General features: G+C 40.9%; 16 protein-coding genes. 12 read left to right on the top strand and 4 right to left on the bottom strand.

The annotated features are described in order from the left end of the window. The first annotated feature begins 478 nt into the window (after nucleotides 1–478). The 7 genes from katE to VXQ92_RS11575 all read left to right on the top strand — a co-directional run bounded on the left by katE (nucleotide 479) and on the right by VXQ92_RS11575 (nucleotide 7,458). Nucleotides 479–2,602: a catalase HPII gene (katE, locus tag VXQ92_RS11605; RefSeq protein WP_416681777.1), complete on the top strand. Its 2,124-nt coding sequence runs from the start codon at nucleotides 479–481 to the stop codon at nucleotides 2,600–2,602. Nucleotides 2,603–2,673: 71 nt separating this feature from the next. Further along, nucleotides 2,674–2,883 (top strand): hypothetical protein, encoded by a 210-nt coding sequence (locus tag VXQ92_RS11600; protein WP_004646201.1) that lies wholly within the window; start codon nucleotides 2,674–2,676, stop codon nucleotides 2,881–2,883. Nucleotides 2,884–2,931: 48 nt separating this feature from the next. Continuing rightward, nucleotides 2,932–3,918: an acyl-CoA dehydrogenase gene (locus VXQ92_RS11595; protein WP_416681775.1), complete on the top strand. Its 987-nt coding sequence runs from the start codon at nucleotides 2,932–2,934 to the stop codon at nucleotides 3,916–3,918. After that, nucleotides 3,906–4,691, top strand: a complete 786-nt coding sequence (locus tag VXQ92_RS11590; protein WP_416681773.1) for a PIG-L deacetylase family protein — start codon at nucleotides 3,906–3,908, stop codon at nucleotides 4,689–4,691. Before VXQ92_RS11595 ends, VXQ92_RS11590 begins: the two co-directional genes overlap by 13 nt. Beyond that, a complete protein-coding gene (locus VXQ92_RS11585; protein WP_416681772.1) occupies nucleotides 4,681–5,295 on the top strand; it encodes a class I SAM-dependent DNA methyltransferase in 615 nt (204 codons plus the stop codon). The genes VXQ92_RS11590 and VXQ92_RS11585 overlap by 11 nt, the downstream gene beginning before the upstream one ends. Then, a complete protein-coding gene (locus VXQ92_RS11580) occupies nucleotides 5,292–6,005 on the top strand; it encodes a glycosyltransferase (RefSeq protein ID WP_416681770.1) in 714 nt (237 codons plus the stop codon). The genes VXQ92_RS11585 and VXQ92_RS11580 overlap by 4 nt, the downstream gene beginning before the upstream one ends. 205 nt (nucleotides 6,006–6,210) lie before the next feature. Continuing rightward, entirely contained in the window at nucleotides 6,211–7,458 is a 1,248-nt protein-coding gene (locus VXQ92_RS11575; protein ID WP_064101602.1) for an MFS transporter, read from the top strand. 26 nt (nucleotides 7,459–7,484) lie between these two features. Here VXQ92_RS11575 and VXQ92_RS11570 read toward each other — a convergent pair whose 3' ends face one another. From VXQ92_RS11570 to VXQ92_RS11560, 3 genes are all read right to left on the bottom strand, one after another. After that, nucleotides 7,485–8,918 carry a trehalose-6-phosphate synthase gene (locus VXQ92_RS11570; protein WP_416681768.1) on the bottom strand — a complete coding sequence of 478 codons (1,434 nt, stop codon included), beginning with the start codon at nucleotides 8,916–8,918 and terminating at the stop codon, nucleotides 7,485–7,487. Continuing rightward, nucleotides 8,893–9,756 (bottom strand): trehalose-phosphatase, encoded by an 864-nt coding sequence (gene otsB / locus VXQ92_RS11565; protein ID WP_416681766.1) that lies wholly within the window; start codon nucleotides 9,754–9,756, stop codon nucleotides 8,893–8,895. The genes VXQ92_RS11570 and otsB overlap by 26 nt, the downstream gene beginning before the upstream one ends. Nucleotides 9,757–10,764: 1,008 nt before the next feature. Then, nucleotides 10,765–10,959, bottom strand: coding sequence for a hypothetical protein (locus VXQ92_RS11560; protein ID WP_064095723.1), 195 nt, complete (start codon nucleotides 10,957–10,959; stop codon nucleotides 10,765–10,767). 507 nt (nucleotides 10,960–11,466) lie between these two features. On the opposite strand from VXQ92_RS11560, the gene sbmA reads away from it, so the two are divergent. The 5 genes from sbmA to VXQ92_RS11535 all read left to right on the top strand — a co-directional run bounded on the left by sbmA (nucleotide 11,467) and on the right by VXQ92_RS11535 (nucleotide 19,696). Beyond that, nucleotides 11,467–12,660: a peptide antibiotic transporter SbmA gene (gene sbmA, locus VXQ92_RS11555; protein WP_416681800.1), complete on the top strand. Its 1,194-nt coding sequence runs from the start codon at nucleotides 11,467–11,469 to the stop codon at nucleotides 12,658–12,660. A 689-nt stretch (nucleotides 12,661–13,349) separates the two neighbouring features. Then, on the top strand, nucleotides 13,350–14,324 hold the full coding sequence (locus VXQ92_RS11550) for a hypothetical protein (RefSeq protein ID WP_416681764.1): 975 nt from the start codon (nucleotides 13,350–13,352) through the stop codon (nucleotides 14,322–14,324). A 463-nt stretch (nucleotides 14,325–14,787) separates the two neighbouring features. Next, nucleotides 14,788–16,794, top strand: a complete 2,007-nt coding sequence (locus tag VXQ92_RS11545; protein ID WP_416681762.1) for a M13 family metallopeptidase — start codon at nucleotides 14,788–14,790, stop codon at nucleotides 16,792–16,794. 191 nt (nucleotides 16,795–16,985) lie between these two features. Next, a complete protein-coding gene (locus VXQ92_RS11540; RefSeq protein ID WP_416681761.1) occupies nucleotides 16,986–19,037 on the top strand; it encodes a M13 family metallopeptidase in 2,052 nt (683 codons plus the stop codon). 164 nt (nucleotides 19,038–19,201) lie between these two features. Beyond that, a complete protein-coding gene (locus VXQ92_RS11535; RefSeq protein ID WP_416681759.1) occupies nucleotides 19,202–19,696 on the top strand; it encodes a hypothetical protein in 495 nt (164 codons plus the stop codon). A gap of 43 nt (nucleotides 19,697–19,739) precedes the next feature. Here VXQ92_RS11535 and yddG read toward each other — a convergent pair whose 3' ends face one another. Then, on the bottom strand, nucleotides 19,740–20,675 hold the full coding sequence (gene yddG, locus VXQ92_RS11530) for an aromatic amino acid DMT transporter YddG (protein WP_416681757.1): 936 nt from the start codon (nucleotides 20,673–20,675) through the stop codon (nucleotides 19,740–19,742). Between the last annotated feature and the right edge of the window lie 372 nt (nucleotides 20,676–21,047).

Genomic DNA, 21,047 nt, shown 5'->3' with positions numbered 1-21,047 from the left:
AAAAGTCTTTATCATTTCAGAAGTATAATAATCTAGAGTGCTGATTTATGAGTAAAATCACGTATTCTTATACTTAATCCGACTTGCCCACATCATTGGAGTATTTCTAATATCTTATTTTAAATAAATGGTTTATGTGAAAATTTAAAACATAAATAAAGCGAGAGTTTATAAAAAAATAACACAACACTGCCTTAATTAAATAAGTGACTACAAACAATAATAAATCTCGCTTCTAAATACAGTTATGTTAGGACACAGGCGAAACCAATGAGCATTTCTGCAAGTCAAATCTCTAAAAGTCAAAAATCTTCCAGTCAGTACATTTAGTAGATGAAATGTGAGACTGCGACAAGCTGTAGACGATTAACTTACGGATGAAGATGAACTGGTCAAGCCATGCAAAATATCAGCTCAAGCGACTTTGAGATAGACCAAAAATATCTGCACTAAACTCAAGCTCAGCAAGGAATACATCATGAAAATTAAGGCCAATAGCCCCGCGACTGGTAAAGACGGTTTAGACAAACAAAATACCAATAAAAAAAGTGAGCAGCTCGATGTATATCGTAGTGATGCGACCGAGCAGGCACTCACCACCAATCAAGGGGTTAAAATTTCCGATAACCAGAACAGTCTCAAGGCAGGCGTTCGCGGTGCGACCTTGATCGAAGATTTTATTCTTCGGGAAAAAATTACCCATTTTGACCATGAGCGAATTCCAGAACGTATTGTGCATGCCCGCGGTGTCGGCGCACATGGCTATTTTGAGGCTTATCCGGGGAATGAAAAACTGACCAAGGCAGGCTTCCTGACCAATACCAGTGTGCAAACGCCAGTATTTGTGCGTTTTTCTACCGTACAGGGCCCGCGTGGTTCAGCAGATACGGTACGTGATATTCGTGGTTTTGCCACCAAGTTCTATACTGAAGAAGGTAATTTTGATTTAGTGGCGAATGATGCCCCGGTATTTTTTATTCAGGATGGCATCAAGTTCCCGGATTTCGTGCATGCCGTCAAGCCTGAACCACAGACCGAGATTCCTACCGGTGCCACTGCGCATGATACTTTTTGGGATTTTGTCTCATTGGTTCCTGAATCTGCACATGCGGTCATGTGGGCCATGTCGGATCGAGGCATCCCACGTAATTTAAGAGCCATTCAAGGCTTTGGTGTGCATACTTTCCGTTTTATCAATGCCGAGAATAAAGCAGTTTTTGTGAAATTCCACTGGACCCCAAAACAGGGTCTCGCCCAACTGGTGTGGGATGAAGCACAAAAACTGGCAGGTAAAGATCCGGATTTCCATCGTCGTGACTTATATGAAGCGATTGCATCCGGTAACTATCCGGAATGGGAGCTGGGTGTACAGGTCGTTCCAGAAGAAGATGAAATGAAATATGACTTTGACTTACTGGATCCAACCAAGATTATTCCGGAAGAGCTGGTGCCGGTGACGCCGATTGGCAGAATGGTGCTGAACCGGAATGTCGATTATTTCTTCGGTGAAACCGAGCAGGTGGCATTTTGTCCGGGACATATTGTGCCAGGACTGGATTTTACCAATGATCCATTATTACAAGCACGTCTGTTCTCCTATACCGATACTCAGCTTAGCCGTTTAGGTGGTCCGAACTTCCACCAGATCCCAATTAACAAGCCGGTTTGTCCATTCCACAATAACCAGCGTGACGGTTTACATCAGCGTATTGTACATACCGGTCAAGCCAGTTATGAGCCGAATTCGATTGATAATAACTGGCCGGCTGAAACTCCGCCTGCAGCACAAGGCGGTGGCTTTGAAAGTTATCAGGAACGTATTGATGGACACAAGATCCGTCAGCGTAGCGAATCATTCAGCGATCACTTTAGTCAGGCCCGTCTTTTCTACCGCAGCCAGGCGCCACATGAGCAAAAGCACATTGTCGATGCCTATGTCTTTGAGCTGAGCAAGGTGGAGCGCAAATATATTCGTGAGCGTGAAGTTCTGGAAGTGCTCTGCAATATCGATCTGGACTTGGCTCAACAAGTGGCTGATCAATTGGGTATTGAAATTCCGGCAGAGAAAAAAGCTGCGAAATTACCGGATGTGCAGATTTCACCACGCTTATCTTTCGAGGCATTTAAACCTGAAGATATTAAGGCACGAAAAATTGCCCTGCTGGTACACGATAAAGCCAATGAGGCCAGTATCAAAGCTGTTCAAACCTGGGCAGAATCAGAAGGGGCTGTGGTCGATGTACTGACTCCAAAACCGGGTCCGGTACTGGGTCTGCAAGGTGGGGTGATTCCTTCCGATGGTATGCAAAAAGCCGAGCCATCCATCGCCTATGATGCTGTGGTGATTGCTGACGGTGATAATTACGATGTGGTGATGAAAGATGGTGTGGCGACTCATTATCTGCTGGAAGCCTACAAGCATTTAAAACCAATCGTGTTCCTGGGCGATAAAGGCAAGCTGATTGAACATTTACGCTTGGTTAGCGATGAAGGAACTCTGGCAAACGGACAGTTTGCAGCAGTACAAGATAGCTTCAAGACTTTGATCCTGAACCATCGTGTCTGGGCGCGTGAAGCGATTGCAGAAGCAATTCCTGCCTAAACGATCTAATTTATATTTTAGAGGATAGAGGCTCCGGCTTCTATCCTGATGGTTTTAAAATGGATGAAGAGATGGTGAGACCGGATGTCAAAAAGTTGTTGGCTCAAGCACAACAAACCAAATGGAGCAGAGAGCAGGATATCTATCTCATTGAGCATAATCATTTGCCTCTAACTGAACTGATGCAACAGCTCTGTTTCAATGAAGAAGAGATTAATACACGGCGTAAGGTATTAGGGCTGACCACACGTTTAAAACAAATGCGCAAGCTTTCTCATTAACTGACTTTAAAAACACAACAACATTATCCGTATTTTATGAGGAACCGCATGCAGAACCTCGGTTCAATATTACAAAGATTTGAAAACTCTCCTCTGGAGCTACAAGAAAAAATTCAGCACACTTTAATGGAACTGGTGGCGATTTCCGATCAGGTGCCTTATCCCGCTTCCGGAGCCACCTTAAAACGCTGGCAGATACTCAGCCAGGTCTCAGCCAGTAATCTGAGCTTGGGAAAACTGTTTGAATCGCATTTAGATGCTTTGGCCATTTTGCATGAACTGAATATTCCAGTCATGAAAAAAGGCTTATGGGCAGTATGGGCAGCAGAAGGTGGCCCCCGACCTTTAAAGCTGGAAGCAGGAAATCTCACCGGAATTAAGCCCTGGTGTTCTGCATCGGTCTGGGTGCAACACGGCCTGCTCACTTACCGTGATGAGCAACAACAATCCCAGTTACTGATTCTGGATCTGCAGCAAGAAGGCATTCAGCATTATCAGGATGCATGGCAGGCAGTGGGCATGCAGCATACTTTAACTGCCAGACTAGAACTGGATCAGGTCGAGGTAGAAAAAGTCGCAGCTCCGGATGCCTATCTGGATCGGCCCGGATTCTGGCATGGTGCCGCAGGTGTGGCCGCGTGCTGGTATGGCGCAACTGTCCGTTTGGCTGAGTATTTAAGGCAGACATTCTTGGTCAAACCGCATGCCTATAAAGCCATGTATCTTGGTGAAATCAGTCGGGAGCTTCTAGCAACACAAGCCTTATTTTATCAAGTTGCTGAATTAATTGATCAGCAGCCACAATACTCACATGAATTAAACATTCGCAGTCTGCGTGCTCAGGTTGAAGCAACGGCTTTAAACGTGCTTACCCATGTGGGTAAGGCTCTTGGGGCTGCGCCGTATTGTGAGCATCCGCATTTCGCCCGGCTTGCAGCAGATCTTCCGGTATTTATTCGTCAAAGTCATGCCGCATTTGATTTGGAGCGAATTGGTGAATTAAGCGCACAGGAGGAAGCACTATGGACATTATAAGACATGAGATTGTGGGTGATCGTGTCATCCATGGTGAAGGCACAAGGCTGGAAGAATGGCGTACCTGTGAAATTTTGCAACAGATGCCGGAATTCGATATTCCTCAGGTTATTCCACCGGATGCCAGAATCTGCATTATTGCCCCTCATCCTGATGATGAAATTTTGGGCTGTGGAGGTCTGATTCAGCGCCTGGACAAACTTGGATATCAAATCGTACTTTTTGCCGTTACCAACGGGACAGCCAGTCATCCCGGCTCTAGTCTGTATACTGCCGAAGAGCTGAACCAGATTCGTCCTGCTGAAACGCGAGCAGCTTTAGAAGCGTTACCTTTAAAACAGAATATTCTGCGGATCGCTTTAGACATTCAGGATGGCAAGGTGGCCGAACAGCGGGATTTGTTGCTGCAGCACCTGCAATCTTATCTGCAGCCGAATGACGTGTTAATTACCACATTTGTTCATGATGGGCATCCAGATCATGAAATTACAGGGCAGGTCACACAGCAGCTGGCCACTGAACTTCATTTGCCCTGTATTCAGGTCTTGATTTGGGCATGGCATTGGGCAACACCTGGAGATACCAGAATTCCCTGGAGCGTCGCTCACCAACTCAGATTAACTGAAGAAGAACTGCAATATAAATCTATAGCTGCGCGATGTTTTAAGAGTCAGCTCGAGCTTGATCCTACCACAGAACAAGCCGCTATTCTGCCAGAGCAGGCATTGCAACGTCTTTTACAACCCTGGGAGGTGTATCTGTATGAACAGTAACGCAGCCTATGATCAGGAATATTTCGATGCTCTATATGCCCTGAATCAGGGAGATCCCTGGCAATATGAACAGCGTTGGTATGAACAGCGCAAACGGCAGATTTGTCTGGCACTATTGCCGCAGTTGCGCTTTGAATCTGCAATTGAGATTGGTTGTAGCAATGGCGTCTTTAGTCAGGAACTGGCGCAGCGCACCGATAGCTTAATGTGTCTGGATGCTAACGATACTGCGATCCAGTTAGCCCGGCAACGTTTACACACTTATCCGCATGTACAGGTTTTACAGCGTATCGTGCCCGATAACCTGCCAAAACAGAAATTTCAGCTCATTGTGGTCAGTGAGATTTTATATTATCTGAATCCCACTGCACTGGACCAGGTACTGACATGGTTGCATACTGCATTGGAACCCGGGGGATGTATCTTGAGCTGTCATTGGCGTACGCCAATCTCAGGATATAGTTTTAATGGTGAAGATATCCATCAATATCTCAATGCGCATTTAAACTATACACATCATTTAAGTTTACAGGACTCCGATTTTTTAGTGGATCTCTGGTTAAATACAGCGCAATCCGTGGCAGAGCTGGAGGGTTTAAGATGAAAAAAATCGGTGTGGTGATTCCGGCCTGTAATGAGGAAGCTTATATTGAACGCTGCCTGCTGGCGTTAAAATCAGCCCAACTTTATTTTTTTCAATACTTTAAAACAATAAAAAATCTTCCTGAAATCCAGATTCTTGTGGTCCTGGACAATTGTACCGATAATACCGCAGTTAAAGTTCAGCAAATGGGTATTCAGGCCATCAGCTGCGACTTTCGAAATGTAGGCAAGGCGCGTCATCTGGGTGTTCAGCAGATGATCGGACAGGGCTGTGACTGGATTTGCTGTACCGATGCCGATTCATACGTACAATGTGACTGGTTTCAGGTCATGTCTCAGCATCAACCGACCGATGCGATTTGTGGCGTGGTGGAGCTGGATCAATGGGATCATTTAAGTCACAAGACCCGTCAGGCTTACCTGAGACATTATCAGGACAGGATGGGGCATCGGCATATTCATGGCGCAAACCTGTGTTTTAAAGCTTCAGCTTATGTGAAAGTTAACGGTTTTCAGCAAATGGAGTGTCATGAAGATGTTGACTTCATCCATCGTTTAGAAGAAGCTGGCGCCCAGATTGTCTGGTCAAATCAGCTCAGAGTTACGACTAGCAGTCGTCTCAGTTCAAAAATTACTGCAGGTTTTGCCCATTTTTTACAAAACCTTGAGCTTAAACAGGCTACAAAAAAAACGATCAGCCTATGCAAATAAAAACATAAAACTATAAATTTTATACAATCAGAGACTTGTAAAAAATCTCAAATTTTGTGTCTAAAAAGTATTCCATTTAAAATTATTCTGTTTATAATTCACACAAATTCAGCCCTGCATACTTATATATTTTAACTATAAGTCTGTGGGGTTTTTATATGGATGCTCGGTAATGGATGCCTGAACCCTCTTTTTTGGTAATACAATGTTCAATCAAACACTGCTTTCTCGAATTCAGTCTCCATCACCATATTTATGGCAGAAAATAGCGACTGCGTTGTGCTTCTTCTGCTTGGGCTTTGGTACTGCGGCTTGGGCTCCGTTAATTCCATATGCACAGCAGCGCCTGTTATTAAATCATGCTGATTTCGGTCTGCTATTGCTCTGTGCCGGGATCGGTTCGATGCTGGCTATGCCACTGGCAGGCCGACTGGCCAATGCCTTGGGTTGCCGTGCAGTCTTAGCAGTGATTCTGAGTGCATTGATGTTCATTCTCCCTGCGCTGGCTTATAGCCCAAATCATATAATGATGGCTGTCAGCCTGTTTTTATTTGGTGCAAGTGCTGGCGCTTTGGGTGTTACTGTCAATATGCAGGCTGCACAGATTGAGAAAAAACTCGGTAAAAGTTTAATGTCTGGTTTTCATGGGGTATGTAGTCTAGGTGGTCTGGCTGGGGTGCTGGGTATGACCATGTTGATGGGATTCGGACTGGCACCTTTAAGCGGTGCGATCATTGTCAGTGGCATTTTGCTGCTTATTGCCTTAATTGCTGTTCCTTTTAGCTTGGGTGCTGAGTCTAAAACAGTGACAGATGAAGCATTGTCACCAGAACAGCCTGTGAAAAAAGCAGCACCGACCTTGGCGATTTTAGGCATTGGTCTGATCTGTTTTGTTGCCTTCCTCTCTGAGGGTGCCGCCATGGACTGGAGTGGTATTTATCTGAGCACTGAGTTCAGTTTACCAGCTGCGCAAACCGGTTTAGCTTACAGTTTCTTTGCTGGCTTGATGGTATTGGGACGTTTTAGCGGACACTTGATTGTTAACCAGTTGGGTGAAAAAAATACGATTTTATTAAGTGCACTCCTGGCGACCACTGGTTTATTGACAGTAGTGTTTGCGCCAGTCTGGCAGGTAGTATTGGTAGGTTATGCAATTTTAGGCTTAGGTAGTGCCAATATTGTACCGCTGATGTTTTCCCGTGCAGGACGTCAAAAAACCTTGGCTTCACATGTAGCATTGTCTTATGTATCGGTATTTGCTTATACAGGTTCATTGATTGGACCAGCATTGGTAGGATTTGGCAGTGAAATGATTGGATTAAGTCTGGTATTTAGCGTCATTGCGATTGGCCTGTTGGGTATTACGATTTTGAATCATCTCACTGCAGAGCCAAGAGAAGTTCACCAAGGCGGAGATGCAGTTGCCCCTCTTCAAAATGAAACACCAGCTTAATGCTGGTGTTTTTTTAGGCTCAAAACTTAAGCAGTTACGCTAAACTGGGTTGATGCTCCGGTAGCCACAGGGCGATAGATCCGCAGACTTTGCGAGTTTTTCAGGTCAGTAATGAACTGATCACGCCAGCGAATAATATCGAAGTTTTTCAAGCCCTGATTTAAATACCGATAACGCTCTAAACGTTCTGATTTAGGCATGCGTAGCGCTTTTTTCAGGGCCTTGGCCATACTGTCGTGTTCATATGGATCCACCAGTAAAGCTTCTCTCATTTGTTCGGCAGCGCCTGCATATTTAGACAGAATCAAGATACCGGGATCTAGAGGGTCCTGTGCAGCAATATATTCTTTGGCAACCAGGTTCATACCGTCCCGGATCGAATTTACCCAGCAGATATCTGCCTTGCGATAGAGTTGCATCAAGGCTTCATGCCCCAAGGTGTCATAGCTGCAATTAAAAGGTAACCAGTCCGCTGTACCCTGCTGGGTATTAAGTTCCTGCACGGCAGATTTAAATTGCTCATACAGATTTTGGTAGGTTTTTACATCCAGCCGGCATGAGCAGGCAATTTGTAATTGCTGGAATTGATTTTTAAATTCTGGCTGATCTTCTAGCAGGCTCTGCAAAGATCCGATTTTTTCCAATAAGCCTTTACTATAATCAATCCGGTCAACCGAAATGATGGTTTTATAAGGCGGCGCTGTGTCGAGACTAAAGGGCAGCTTTTCTAGATGGGTATCTGAGGCCTGATTTTGTAGTTGCACAGGATGCACACCAATTGGATAGCATTTCACATGAATCTTTCGAGATTGATAATTCAATATTTCACTATGACGATGTTGGACTTTCAAGGTCTGTTCAAGGAACTGCAGACAATTTTCCTGATCGCGAGAAGTTTGTAGACCCACTACATCATAATTGGCTAAATGATGGGCCAGATCGCGATAAGCAGGTAAAGTCTGCCAGAGTCTCAGTTCAGGAAAAGGAATATGCAGGAAAAAGCCAATACGGTTACGCATGCCGAGCTTACGACAATAATGCGCCACACTTAAAAAATGGTAATCATGGATCCAGATGATGTCATGAGGAGAGGCCACCTGTTTCAGGTGTTTGGCAAAACGTAAATTAACATCCTGATAAATTTTAAAATCCTGGGGCTGATAATCTACCAGTTGATGTTGATCGTGCATTAGTGGCCATAATGCATTATTGGCGAAACCGCAATAAAAACCCTGATATTGGGACTCGGTCAAAGGGCTCGTATGATATTCAACATTCTGATGTTTCAGGATTTGGAATTTCTGTTCTTTCGTTTGTTCAACTCGGGATCCATTCCAGCCAACCCAGATACCGCCTATATCATGCAAAGCATCCTGCAAAGCAACCGCTAATCCACCTGCCTGGGTATTGTCTGCCTTGGGTAGATTTACACGATTAGATAACACTATGAGTTTTGACATGTAATTTCTCCAATAATAATTGTTGTTGTGCTTTCAATATTTCTAAGAATTCCGCAAGAAAAGCCTGCACCTGGGTTACCTTTTCAAGGCGATGGTGTGCCAGGGTTTTGCCTGGGCCGACTTTAATGGAGCAGCCTTTAAGAGTATTGATGACCTTAAAACCGGCTTCGTCAGTCAGATCATCTCCAATAAAAATGGGGTAATAATCATTTAAATGATAATGTTGAATAATCTTTTGGATGGCTGCACCTTTATTTGCACCTTTGGGTACCAGTTCAAATACAAACTTTCCAGCCTTAAGTTCAAAATCTTGAAAGTGAGCGAGACAATCTAGGGCAAATGTGTGTACTTGTTGTTCTAAATAAGGATGTTCACGAAAATGTAGGGCGATAGAATAATCTTTAATTTCTATCCGAAGCTTAGGAAAATCAAGGCACCGCTCATTAATGTGGTTTTTTAATAATTCAAACTGTCTAGAATTTAAATTAACTAAATTTGTTAAATTTGACTGATAGCATAATTCCAGACCATGAGAGCCGGCAATATTCCAGGTGAATGGATAAATGAGTTTTTGTGCTTGTGCAATTGAGCGGCCTGTCACTAATACCAAGCTAATATATTTTTGTAATTCTTTTAAGATATTTAAAGTTTCGTTCCTGATTATACTTTTTTCCGGGTCAGGGTGAAATTCAGAAATGGTCCCGTCAATATCAAGAAATAAAACTACTTTATGTGAATAAATAAAAGATTTGAGCTGGGTTAAAATCATATGAGGTAATATATAAGAAGGGCTTACAAGTGAATCTTCTTGGTCTTGATCTGCCTTTGGAGTTGACATAAATATTACCTAAGCCTCTGAAATTAAATTTAATTAAAATTTAAAACCATTTGAATTGTCATTGGTTTAATTAAATTTATAGCATATTTCATTTAAAATTCTGGCTTTAAGTGCAGAAACGAAACACTTTTAACAAATATTGTTACTTTGTAAGATTTAGAAATATTTAGATGAGGTGCTATTATTTTTAATTAAATTTAAAAATGGATTAAGAGGAATTTTTAATGCTTTTATTTAAATAGGATGGTTTTTTGTTGTATTTTAATAATTGTTCCTACTATATTAATAATGAGTATTGTTTGGATAATAAATATATTTATTCAAGGATATATTTTATTTTTAAATATTTTTATTTTTTTAAGTATTAATATTTTTAAATTTTTTATTTAAAATAGTTTATTGATTAAGTTTATGAAAAATAAAGATTTTATATGTTAATGAATAATCTAGAAAAAGATTATTTACTGAAATAAATCATAGAAGAAGATTTCATTATAAAATTTTTACAGATTAATTTTTTAAATTTATTTAGCTGAAGCAGCCTGGTAAATTGAGAGTCAAGGTTGATTTTTTCATTCTGGTCTATGTATTTTACCATAAGGTATAAATATTTTGAGAAAAGGCAAGTTTGTAAACTGTTATTTGTCGACCATAAATAACTTGAAAATTCTCATTCTTTAGATGAGGAAAAGCAGTTGGATAAAGTTGTGCTAAAGAGACAGGAGTGATGCAATGGACTTTTTAGGAAAATAAAGTTAACAAAAAAGATCAAAAAATGACTATTTCTAATTTTTTACTATTAATAAATAAATGAATTTCATAAATATTTTTTGAAGGAATGAATAACTTTAGAATGAGTATATGCAGGGCATTACAAGCGAGAGAATAAGTTTTAAGAAATAATGAATAAGCTATGAGAGGGAGGCTAAGTTGGGGGGTCGTACCATTTAAATTAAAGCGCCAATACCTGATACAACCCAATCATCAACATGGGGGGAGGGGAAATACTCAGATTTCTCTCCAGACCTCATTTTCGTCTTTTAAAGGAATTGTAAAGTTAAAGTCATCATCATTACTCACCAGAAGACTGGTTGGAGTCTGCATGACAACTTTCAAAACAGTGCCAGCTTCAAAAATAATAGGATCGCAGTTTTCCTTTCTTAGCGTCACTGGTTTGAGTAATTCAATTACCGAACTTTCCATAGCTTTTCCAAAATAAGATTACTTTTCGATAATTAAATCATAGCATGATTTTTGAAAATTTAACCATTTCTTCAAAAAACTGAGAACTCGATCAATGACTTGTTTAAGTAAAGAGAAATACGGCCATTCAGAGAGGAATCTCCAGAAGACATGCGGTATACATGATTTTCAATCTACTTTTTCAGAGTATAGATGTATTAGATTTTTTACAGAAACCCGACAAATAATAAAAATAAAAAATTTGCGCAGAGGGAAAAGTTCAAAAAAATTATGATCTTTGTGCTTTTTACTCCCCTACTATGAAGAGTTAGCGGGTAGTAACTGAGAATATACGAAAAAGAATTATCATGCAGAGTTGACAGCTAAAAATAAGCTTTCAGAGAACAAGTATCCTCCTGTCTTTTACACTAAATTTAAAAATAATGCTTTATAACAGTAAAAATCCTCAATAAGAATAAAATATGGGTTATTTGAATGACCAAAAGACATAAGGAGAACTGTGTCGGTATGTTTAAGTCATTTTTCCCACAACCCATCTGGTTTTTTAGTAGTCTGATTTTGTGGTTTATCATTAATCTTGTGCTTTGGCATAGTGGCGGATCAGGATGGGGCGTTTATCTGGGTTTCCCTGAAGGATCTCCTGATGAAAAACTTACGATAGGCATCGGTCGTTTCTGGTCGGACCAATTTATCTGGTTCTATCTCTGGTATTGCATTGCGACTGCTATATTTGCCCTGTTCTGGTACTGGAAAGCCAGACATCCATGGCAGCGCTGGTCAGTCTGGGGGTCGGCATTTATCCTGTTTAATATCTGGTTCGGGGTGCAGGTAAATGTGGTATTAAACGAATGGTACAGTCCGTTTTATGACCAGATCCAACAGATGCTCACCAAAGGCGGAGGTGATGTGTCATTGCTTTATCAAGGGGCATTAACCTTTATTTATATTGCAATAGTTTATGTCACTTTGGCTGTATTTAACCTGTTTTTTGTCAGCCATTACGTCTTTCGCTGGCGTACCGCGATGAATAACTATTATACCGCGCATTGGGAGCAATTACGCCATATTGAAGGTGCATCGCAGCGTATCCAGGAAGATACCATGCGTTTTGCTAAAACTACGGAACAGTTGAGTGTTTCGCTGATTGAAGCACTTATGTTACTAATGGCCTTCCTTCCGATCTTGTATCAGCTATCTAGTCACGTGAAGGTCTTGCCAATTGTGGGAGAAATACCACATGCTTTAATGTGGGCCTCAATCGGCTGGGCACTCTTGGGTACGATCATTTTAATGGTTGTAGGAATGAAACTGCCCGGACTGGAGTTCAATAACCAGAAAGTTGAGGCAGCATATCGCAAAGAGCTGGTATATGGCGAAGATTATGCTGATCGGGCACATCCGTTGACATTACAAGAACTGTTTAGCCGGGTACGCTGGAATTACTTCAGGCTGTATTTTCATTATGCTTATTTCAATATGGTCCGGATCTGGTATTTGCAGTTAGACAATATTTACGGATTATTTATTCTGTTTCCAAGTATTGCAGCGGGTGCTATTACGCTGGGTTTGATGATGCAAATCCTGAACGTGTTTGGCAAAGTCCGCGAATCTTTCCAGTATTTGATATTGTCATGGCCTACCATTATTGAGCTCATGTCAATCTATAAACGTTTGAAAGCATTTGAATCACATATCGATTAATTTTTTCTTATATTATTGGTGTACTTTATCAGCCAAACAGATTTAATTTTGGCTTTTGTTTATTGTGATTTAGTTCACAAAATCCAATGGAAAATAACGATCTACCCCCTATCTGAATGAACCGGAAAAATAGTTGTAGAACCTCCCAATATTGGGGTATTCAATTATTTTTTTCTTGGCTAGAATCCTAATGGCCAGCCAAGATGGTGTTTAATTTCCAGTGGTTCACGTATAAAAATAAAAAATGTACGTTGAGGAAATTATTCTTATGCTGATCTTGTTCAGGCAATGCTATAGTGGATAAAAGGTAATTTTTATTACACATAATAATAAAGCTCTGTAGCGTTATCTGAATAAGCCGCCGAAGAAGGAATCACCGCCTTCTTCGGTTTTTTATGTGTTTTTTCTTTCTTTTTCTTGAGTCCTATATAGTATTGTTTATTATTTGATCTGGGTTAATAATGATACTTGTGTCAATTTTTATCATGTGAAGCTTGGCACAATTAGCAGACTTGAGACGGATATGTATTTTTTTACCGTTTAAATTTTATAATTATCAATATCTTGTGTTTATGGTTTTGTGCTATTTTCGCTTTGTTATACAGGGGTTTGGGGTTGAGATGTTTGCTGAGAAGCTAAAAGTAATTATTCTAATAATAGGGGTAGCGAGTTTAGTCGGTTGTAATAGCATGAACCGGTTGAAAACAGAGGTTTTACATCCTTTTGCCAGTCCTGACGAGCTAATTGCCAAACGGGCTTTAAATCAACGTGATGGTAGTGCAAAAGATTATATTTATCTTTGGGGGCAAGCACAGAAAAATAATACCACTCAGGCGATGTATCCTCGGTCCATACTGACGCAATATTGTCATGAACAGGGCGGTAAATTTTCTCTGCTGTACAAAAGTACTTTTAATGCTGTAGCAGATGTGGCTCAACGCAAACGATTGAGCAGCAATCGAGGTGTTGTCCAGGGAAGTGGTGCCTATCAGTGTCGTATGGATGATCTGACAGAAAGCTGGATTGTTTCGATTGAGCCGATTTCTGAGCGGCAGGTTGATAAAACCAGCCAGACGCGCAGTGTTCGATTACTCACCCAACTTATGAGTCTTTCCAAAGCCCAAAATTTTTATCGTCCTAAAGCCAAGCTTGCAGCTGAAAAAAATATGGCTTCCTTGCTCAAAAATACCACTACTAATAAAGCTTCTGCTGCAAAGAATACCAAGGAACTTAAGGAATTAGCGGTCAAAGATATGGAGAGAAAAGAAGTAGAGCGCAAAGAATTAGAAAGAAGAGAGCTGGAGAAAAGAGAAGCAGAAAAAAGACAGCTGGCAGCATCAGCTCGCGCTGTGGTGGCAGAAACACCTCAGCAACAACAGATGAAAAGTTATGTGGCGGCACGTCGTGATATTAACAGCGGCAAGAATCTTAACAATGCCTGTAACAACGCACAGCGTGCCTATAATTATGGAAAATTGCAGGGTACAGAAGGGACACGTGTCTATACTGAATCAGGGATGCTGGTCGCGCGCTGCCTGAACAGTATTCCGGTCTATGCCAGCCGTTTCCCGAATGCTAAAGCTCAATCCAAGCGGATTCTGCAAAATTTAGCCAATAACTATAATCATAGTGGTGCAAAAAATATGTTAAGACAGATCAAGTAACTTTAAGATCTTTTCGTGAAAATTTTAGTGCCTGAAAAAGAGAGCGTGTATCTCTTTTTCAGGCGATCGAAATGAAAAATAGTTTGATTTATGCTTATAAGCACCAAGATAGAGAATATTAAAAATAGCTCTAAAACTGATAAAATATTTTGCTTTTATGGGGTTAGAAAAATGAATAATGACTGCTATGGTGATATTAAAAAATTTAGCAGGCCAGAAATAAAAAGAAGCTTTCATATCAGGTAGTAGTCATTATCGGGAATTTATTTATTATTTCTGTTGATTAAATTTAAGATTATTCAACCATATATAATGAGTTATATTGGTACATCCTTTGCTTAAAACTATTCAGTTTTGAATATAGAGGACAATGCGTTAAAAAATAAAAAACCAATTGATTTCAACCATATAAAATAATGAGATTTATCGCTTGAGAAAATATATTTTAAGTCACTTGATTTTTATGGGTGCATTTATAGCTTCACCAATGAATCATGCAGTGACTACGACTTACTTAAAGTCAGCAATTGATCTTAGCTCTATTGATAGGACAGTAGACCCAAAGCAGGATTTTTATCAGTTCGTAAATGGAAACTGGCTGAAAACTGCAAAAATTCCTGAAGATCAGGCCCTATCAGGTGCATTTGCCGAATTGAGTATGAAGTCAAGTCATCAGTTATTTACCATTTTTAATGAACTGGCTAAAAAGCAGCATCCGCAAGGCAGCAATGAACAAAAAGTCGCAGATTTATACGCCAGTTATATGGATAGCAAACGTCTGGAGCACATTGGGTTAGCAGGATTACAACAAGACTTGCAGCGGATTGAAAATATCAGGACTAAAAAAGATCTGGCAGAATTCTTTGCCTATGCAGAAAAAATTGACCTGAACTTGCCATTTTCTACCGATTTTCATCAGGACCGAAAAGCGTCTTCAAGGGCTTTGATGTTTGTGGGGCAGGGTGAATTGGGCATGCCTGACCGTGATTTTTATCTGAGCGAGCAACCACGCCACCAAGAACTTCGGAATACTTATCTGCTGTATGTTGCCAATACCTTAAATTTTGCCGGTCAGCCCAAGCCGATTGAAGATGCACGCACCATCCTGGCTTTGGAAAAGGCATTGGCAAAAATTAGCTGGTCAGCCACGGAGTTACGCCATGATGAGGTGAAAACCTATATCTTTGCACCTAAAAATGTTATTACCTTCATGCCTTCTTTTGACTGGATGAGTTATTTTTCAGAACTAGGCCTAAAAGGTATAGGAAAAGAGGTTGCTATCTCTCAGGTTGATTATTTACGACAACTGGACGAATTATGGAAGGTCATTCCGATCGAAACCTGGCAAACCTATTTGAAATTTAATTTGATCAACAGTTATTCACCATATTTAACTGAAGTTTTTCAGAAACATTATTTTGACTTTTATTATACTGCTTTAAATGGAATCCAAACGCGTTCTCCACGTGATGTATCTGCTCTTGAACTGACCAACGGCATTTTAGGGAATATTCTTGGCAAGCTTTATGTAGAAAAGTATTTTGATGAAACACAACGCCCGGCCATGCTGGAAATGGTGGAAAATATCCGTAAAGCATTTCATCTAAAACTTGATCAGGCCAGTTGGATGGGAGCGGATACCAAAAGAGAAGTGCGCCATAAACTGGATAGTATTAATGTCAAAGTTGGCTATCCAAAAACATGGCGCGACTATTCAGCCTTGGAAATTCGTAAAGATGATCTGATCGGAAATATCCAGCGTACCCGAATATTAAATTTTCAACGTGAACTGGACAAGGTAGGACAGGCCATTGATCCGGAAACCTGGTACATGTTGCCGCAATCGGCAAATGCCTACTATAACGCCCAACTCAATGAAATCGTGCTACCAGCGGCAATCTGGCAGCCTCCATTTTATTATGATACAAGCCATGATCCTGCGGTCAATTATGGGGCCATAGGCGCTGTGATTGCACATGAGATTAGTCATGGTTTTGATGATAAGGGCAGTCATTTTGATGCAAAAGGTAAGGGTGGAGAAAAGTGGAACGAGCATGACCGTAAAAAATTTAATGAACGTACCAAAGCCTTGGTCGAGCAATATAAACAGTATGAAGCATTACCCGGATACAAGGTAAATGCTGAATTAAATACAAGTGAAAATATTGCAGATAACCTGGGGTTAGGTGTCGCACATATGGCTTATAGATTATCCCTTAAAAGTCAGCCAGCACCTGTCATTGATGGCTTTAGTGGGGATCAGCGCTTTTATATGGGTTGGGCACAGGTATGGCGCAGCAAGAGTAATCCTGAATATCTGTTGAATAGTCTGAATCTTGCCCTCCATGCCCCGGAACCCGTGCGTGGAAATGGCGCTGTACGTAATCAACAGAGTTTCTATGAGGCTTTCGAAATTAAAGAAGGTGACAAGATGTATTTACCTCCAGAAAAACGGATATCCATCTGGTAACAGAATGAGAAAAATAGGTCTGTCAACCTGAAAAGAAACATGCCTGTTTTTCTTGAAAAAGAACATTATGTAGAGCAAAAACCTGTTTCAAAACTGGCATATATGCTGCTTATAAAGACTTAAGTGTTCGATGATGAAATCCACACATATTGATAACTCAACTGCGCAATGAAGCGCGAGGATAACAAGCTTTGAAAGTTTTTCTAAAATCCGCCCTGGTAAGTGCCTTGCTGGCAGTTTCCTCTGCAAATTATGCTTCAGATCAAACTGTTGTGGCGCAACAATTAAGCTCAGGTGTAAACCAGCAATACTTTGATAAAAAAATCGCTCCACAACAGGACTTCTATCAGCATGTGAATGGTCACTGGCTAGACAATGAAGAAATCCCTGCTGATATGCCAAACTGGGGTGCATTTACCCAGTTACGTGAAAATTCGACTCAGCAGTTGCATGCCATTGTCGAAGACCTGGCCAAAACAAAATCCGCTTATGGAACCAATGAACAAAAAGTCGGTAGCCTATATGCCAGCTTTATGGACACTAAGACTTTAGATACTAAAGGCTTAATGCCACTTAAAGCAGATTTAGCCAAAATTTCAGCTATGAAAACCTCAAAAGACTTTACGTTGTTGGTCGCGGAATTTGCGAAAACTCGAGTCACCACACCTTTTGATTTTGGTGTGATGCAAGACTTGAAAAAGTCCGATCAAATGGCGGTAATGATGGGACAAAGCGGTTTAGGCTTACCTGATCGTGACTACTATTTAAAAGACGATGAAAAATTAAAAATAGCACGTGAAGCGTATGTGAAATATATCGAAAAACTGCTTATGCTTTCTGGTGAAATAGAAGCTGAAGCAAGCACACATGCGCAGACAATTTTGCAGTTAGAAACCGACATTGCCAAAGTGCAATGGGACAGCGTGCAAAATCGCGATATAGAAAAAATGTACAATGTCTATGCACTCAAAGATGTAAAAACTTTAGTGCCGGCATTTGATTGGAAAACCTATTTTAAAGCCACAGGCCTAGATAAAAAAACCAAAACCGTGATTATGGCGCAAAAAAGTTATTTTGAAGATCTCAATCAAATTTTAGAAAAAACACCGATTAATTCATGGCAGACCTATTTTAAATTTCACCTGATTAATGGTAATGCAGCATATTTAAGCCAACCTTATGCCGATGCAAACTTTGACATGTATAGCAAAACCTTACGTGGAGTGACTGAGCAACGTGCGCGTTGGAAACGCGGTGTCGATTTGACCAATGCGATTCTGGGTGAAAGTCTGGCACAAGTGTATGTGGCAAAACATTTCCAGCCTGAACAAAAACAGCGTATGGAGAAATTGGTCGACAATTTATTGCTGGCATTTGAGCAAAATCTCAATAAATTAGACTGGATGAGCGATGCCACCAAAGTTCAGGCACATCGTAAACTGAAAAGTTTCAGTGTGAAAATTGGCTATCCAAACAAATGGCGTGATTACAGCAAGTTAGATATTAAAGATAGCGACTTAATCGGTAATATTCAGCGTACCAACAGTTTTATTTATGACATCGAAATGAACAAGCTGGGCAAGCCAGTTGACCGCGAAGAATGGCATATGCTGCCACAAACCGTAAACGCCTATTACAATCCGTTGTCGAATGAAATTGTTTTCCCTGCTGCCATTTTGCAGCCACCATTCTTTGACATGAAAGCCGATGATGCGGTCAATTATGGTGCGATTGGTGCCGTGATTGGGCATGAAATTAGCCATGGTTTTGATGATAAGGGGAGTCGTTTTGATGCTGAAGGCAATATGAAAAACTGGTGGACGGAAGAGGATAATGAAAAGTTCAAAGCCAAAACCAAAGCCTTGGTGGAACAATACAGCGCCTATGATGCCTTGCCTGGCTATAAGGTGAACGGTGAATTAACCTTAGGTGAAAATATTGCCGACAATTCCGGTTTAGCGGTGGCATACGAAGCATATAAATTGTCTTTAAATGGACAACCTGCACCTGAGATCGACGGTTTTAGTGGCGATCAGCGTTTCTATTTGGGTTGGGCACAAGCGTGGCGTGCGAAAATGCGTCCTGAAATGGCATTACAGCTGGTTAAAACTGATCCACATTCACCATCAGCTATTCGGGGGCGTGCAACCTTACTGAACCAAGACCCATTCTATGAAGCCTTTGGGGTGAAGCAGGGCGATGGCATGTATTTACCGGAAGAAAAACGCATCAAAATTTGGTAATCATGTTATTGAATCAATAGATTCTGAAAAAATCCTGACTGATGTCGGGATTTTTTTGTTCATGATTTTAGGTTACAGAGTCATAACAGGCTTGCCTGCCTTTTACATGATACAAAGAAGCTGTTTTGTTTAAGCAGCTTGAGCTGATGAAAAGGGAAATGGATATGAATTTGAAAGGTTCATCTTGTCTTCGTGCAGTATTCTTGGCAACGACTTTGCTTGGGGCGACTCAGGTTGCAATAGCTGGCCCAACGGTTGATCAGCTTAGTGACTGTTTGATGAAATCGACGACAGCCACTGATAAAACCACAGTCTTGCAATGGACCTTTGTGGCATTGGGTAATCATCCCGATCTGAAAGCTTTTAGCAATGTAACTGCAACTCAAAAGGAAACACTCGACAGAAATTTAGCTTCGGTTTTACAGCGGATTCTGGTTGAGCAATGTCCAACCCAAACCAAAGCGGTGATTCAGGCTGAAGGGGTACAAGCAGTAGGCGAAAGCTTCCAGGAGCTTGGGCAGGTCACGGGCGAGGAAATACTGAAAAATCCCGAAATCAAAAGTCAGCTGAATGGTGTACTCAAATATATCGATATGAGCAAACTGGTCACGACGTTTTTGACACCTGACGTGTGGAATAAACTAGGCATCACCCGTTAATGGATTGCAGATACAAATAAAACTTAAACCGCAAAAATGTGGTTTAAGTTTTATAAAGCTTGCCTGGAAACAGCCGGTCTCGAATTTCCTCCCAGTTGGTCGACAGCCAGCAAATAAAAGAACCTAAGGTGACCATCATCGTGCCGATCCAAAAGGTGTGGGACAGACTGGTATTCAGTACCCACATCGAAATAATAGACGAAAAGATCGGGCTAAAATAAGATAACGCGACCAGCATCGCAATATTACCCTGGTTAATTCCGATATTCCACGCTGCATAACCCAAGCCAGTTACGACAGAAACCAGCAACATATACAGCATAATATTCAAGTCAATATTAAGAAGTTGTGGCAGTTGTTCGTGATCTAACAGCAGCGTCTTGCTCCAGAGAACCACACTTACCATCGCGAAAAAGAACACGATCGGGTTATGTCCTTGGCTGTATTTTTTGGTAAATACACAATATAACGACCATAAACTTGCCCCAATAAATGCCAATATGTAACTGGTTGGATTGGCTTGCATGTTGTGAATGACGGTTGCTAAATGAATATCACCGTTGCCAGTCTGGATATAAAAAATACCTGCCAGACTAATACTGAGCCCCACCACCACTAAGCTATGAAATTTTAGTTCATGAAATAAAATCAGCATGGCAATGGTCATACTCGGCCACAAATAATTCACCAGACTGATTTCAATGGCTTGCTGTGCAGTTTGTGCAAGTGCTACGGCATAGGCAAAGCAGATTTCATACACCAGAAATAATGCAGCTGCACTCAGCAGATAAAATTTAGGTATGGTTTTGAGTTTGGGAACACCAAAAACAGCCAGTAAGAGCAGGGTGCTTAAGCTATACATCATGAGTACAGCAAGATCAGGTCCAATACTAAAACTGATTTTTTTGAGCAATCCTACGATAGATGACCACTGTAAAATGGCACTTAAGCCAATCAGCGTAGCGAGGTTTTTCGACATGATAAGGGCGGGATGGGAGAATGTGCAGATTGTATTCCTGTTGAGTGATTTTCAATATGGGACAAACACGATTTTATGATCAAATTCAAAAAAATCGTTAACAACCGCTTTATGATTTGAATATCCCGATCATGAGTTTAATGATCCAGAAAATGGGTGTGAAAATTAGCTCGATACCATCGGCAAGATTGGCAATTTTGCTTTCTCTGGCTGTGAGTGTACGTGGTTTGATGGGTTTGCGTTTTCTTGACTGATATGCGCCAATGATGAATACAAGAGTGATCAAGATAATGCTAAGAAAGATAATGTAATTTGACATGTTTTTGATTTTGATTTTATAGTATAAATATTGATTAATTTGCTAACCTCTAC

This window comes from Acinetobacter sp. 228, from assembly GCF_048147885.1.
The sequence above is the reverse complement of the archived record's forward strand: the minus strand, read 5'-3'. Positions and strand labels throughout refer to the sequence as shown.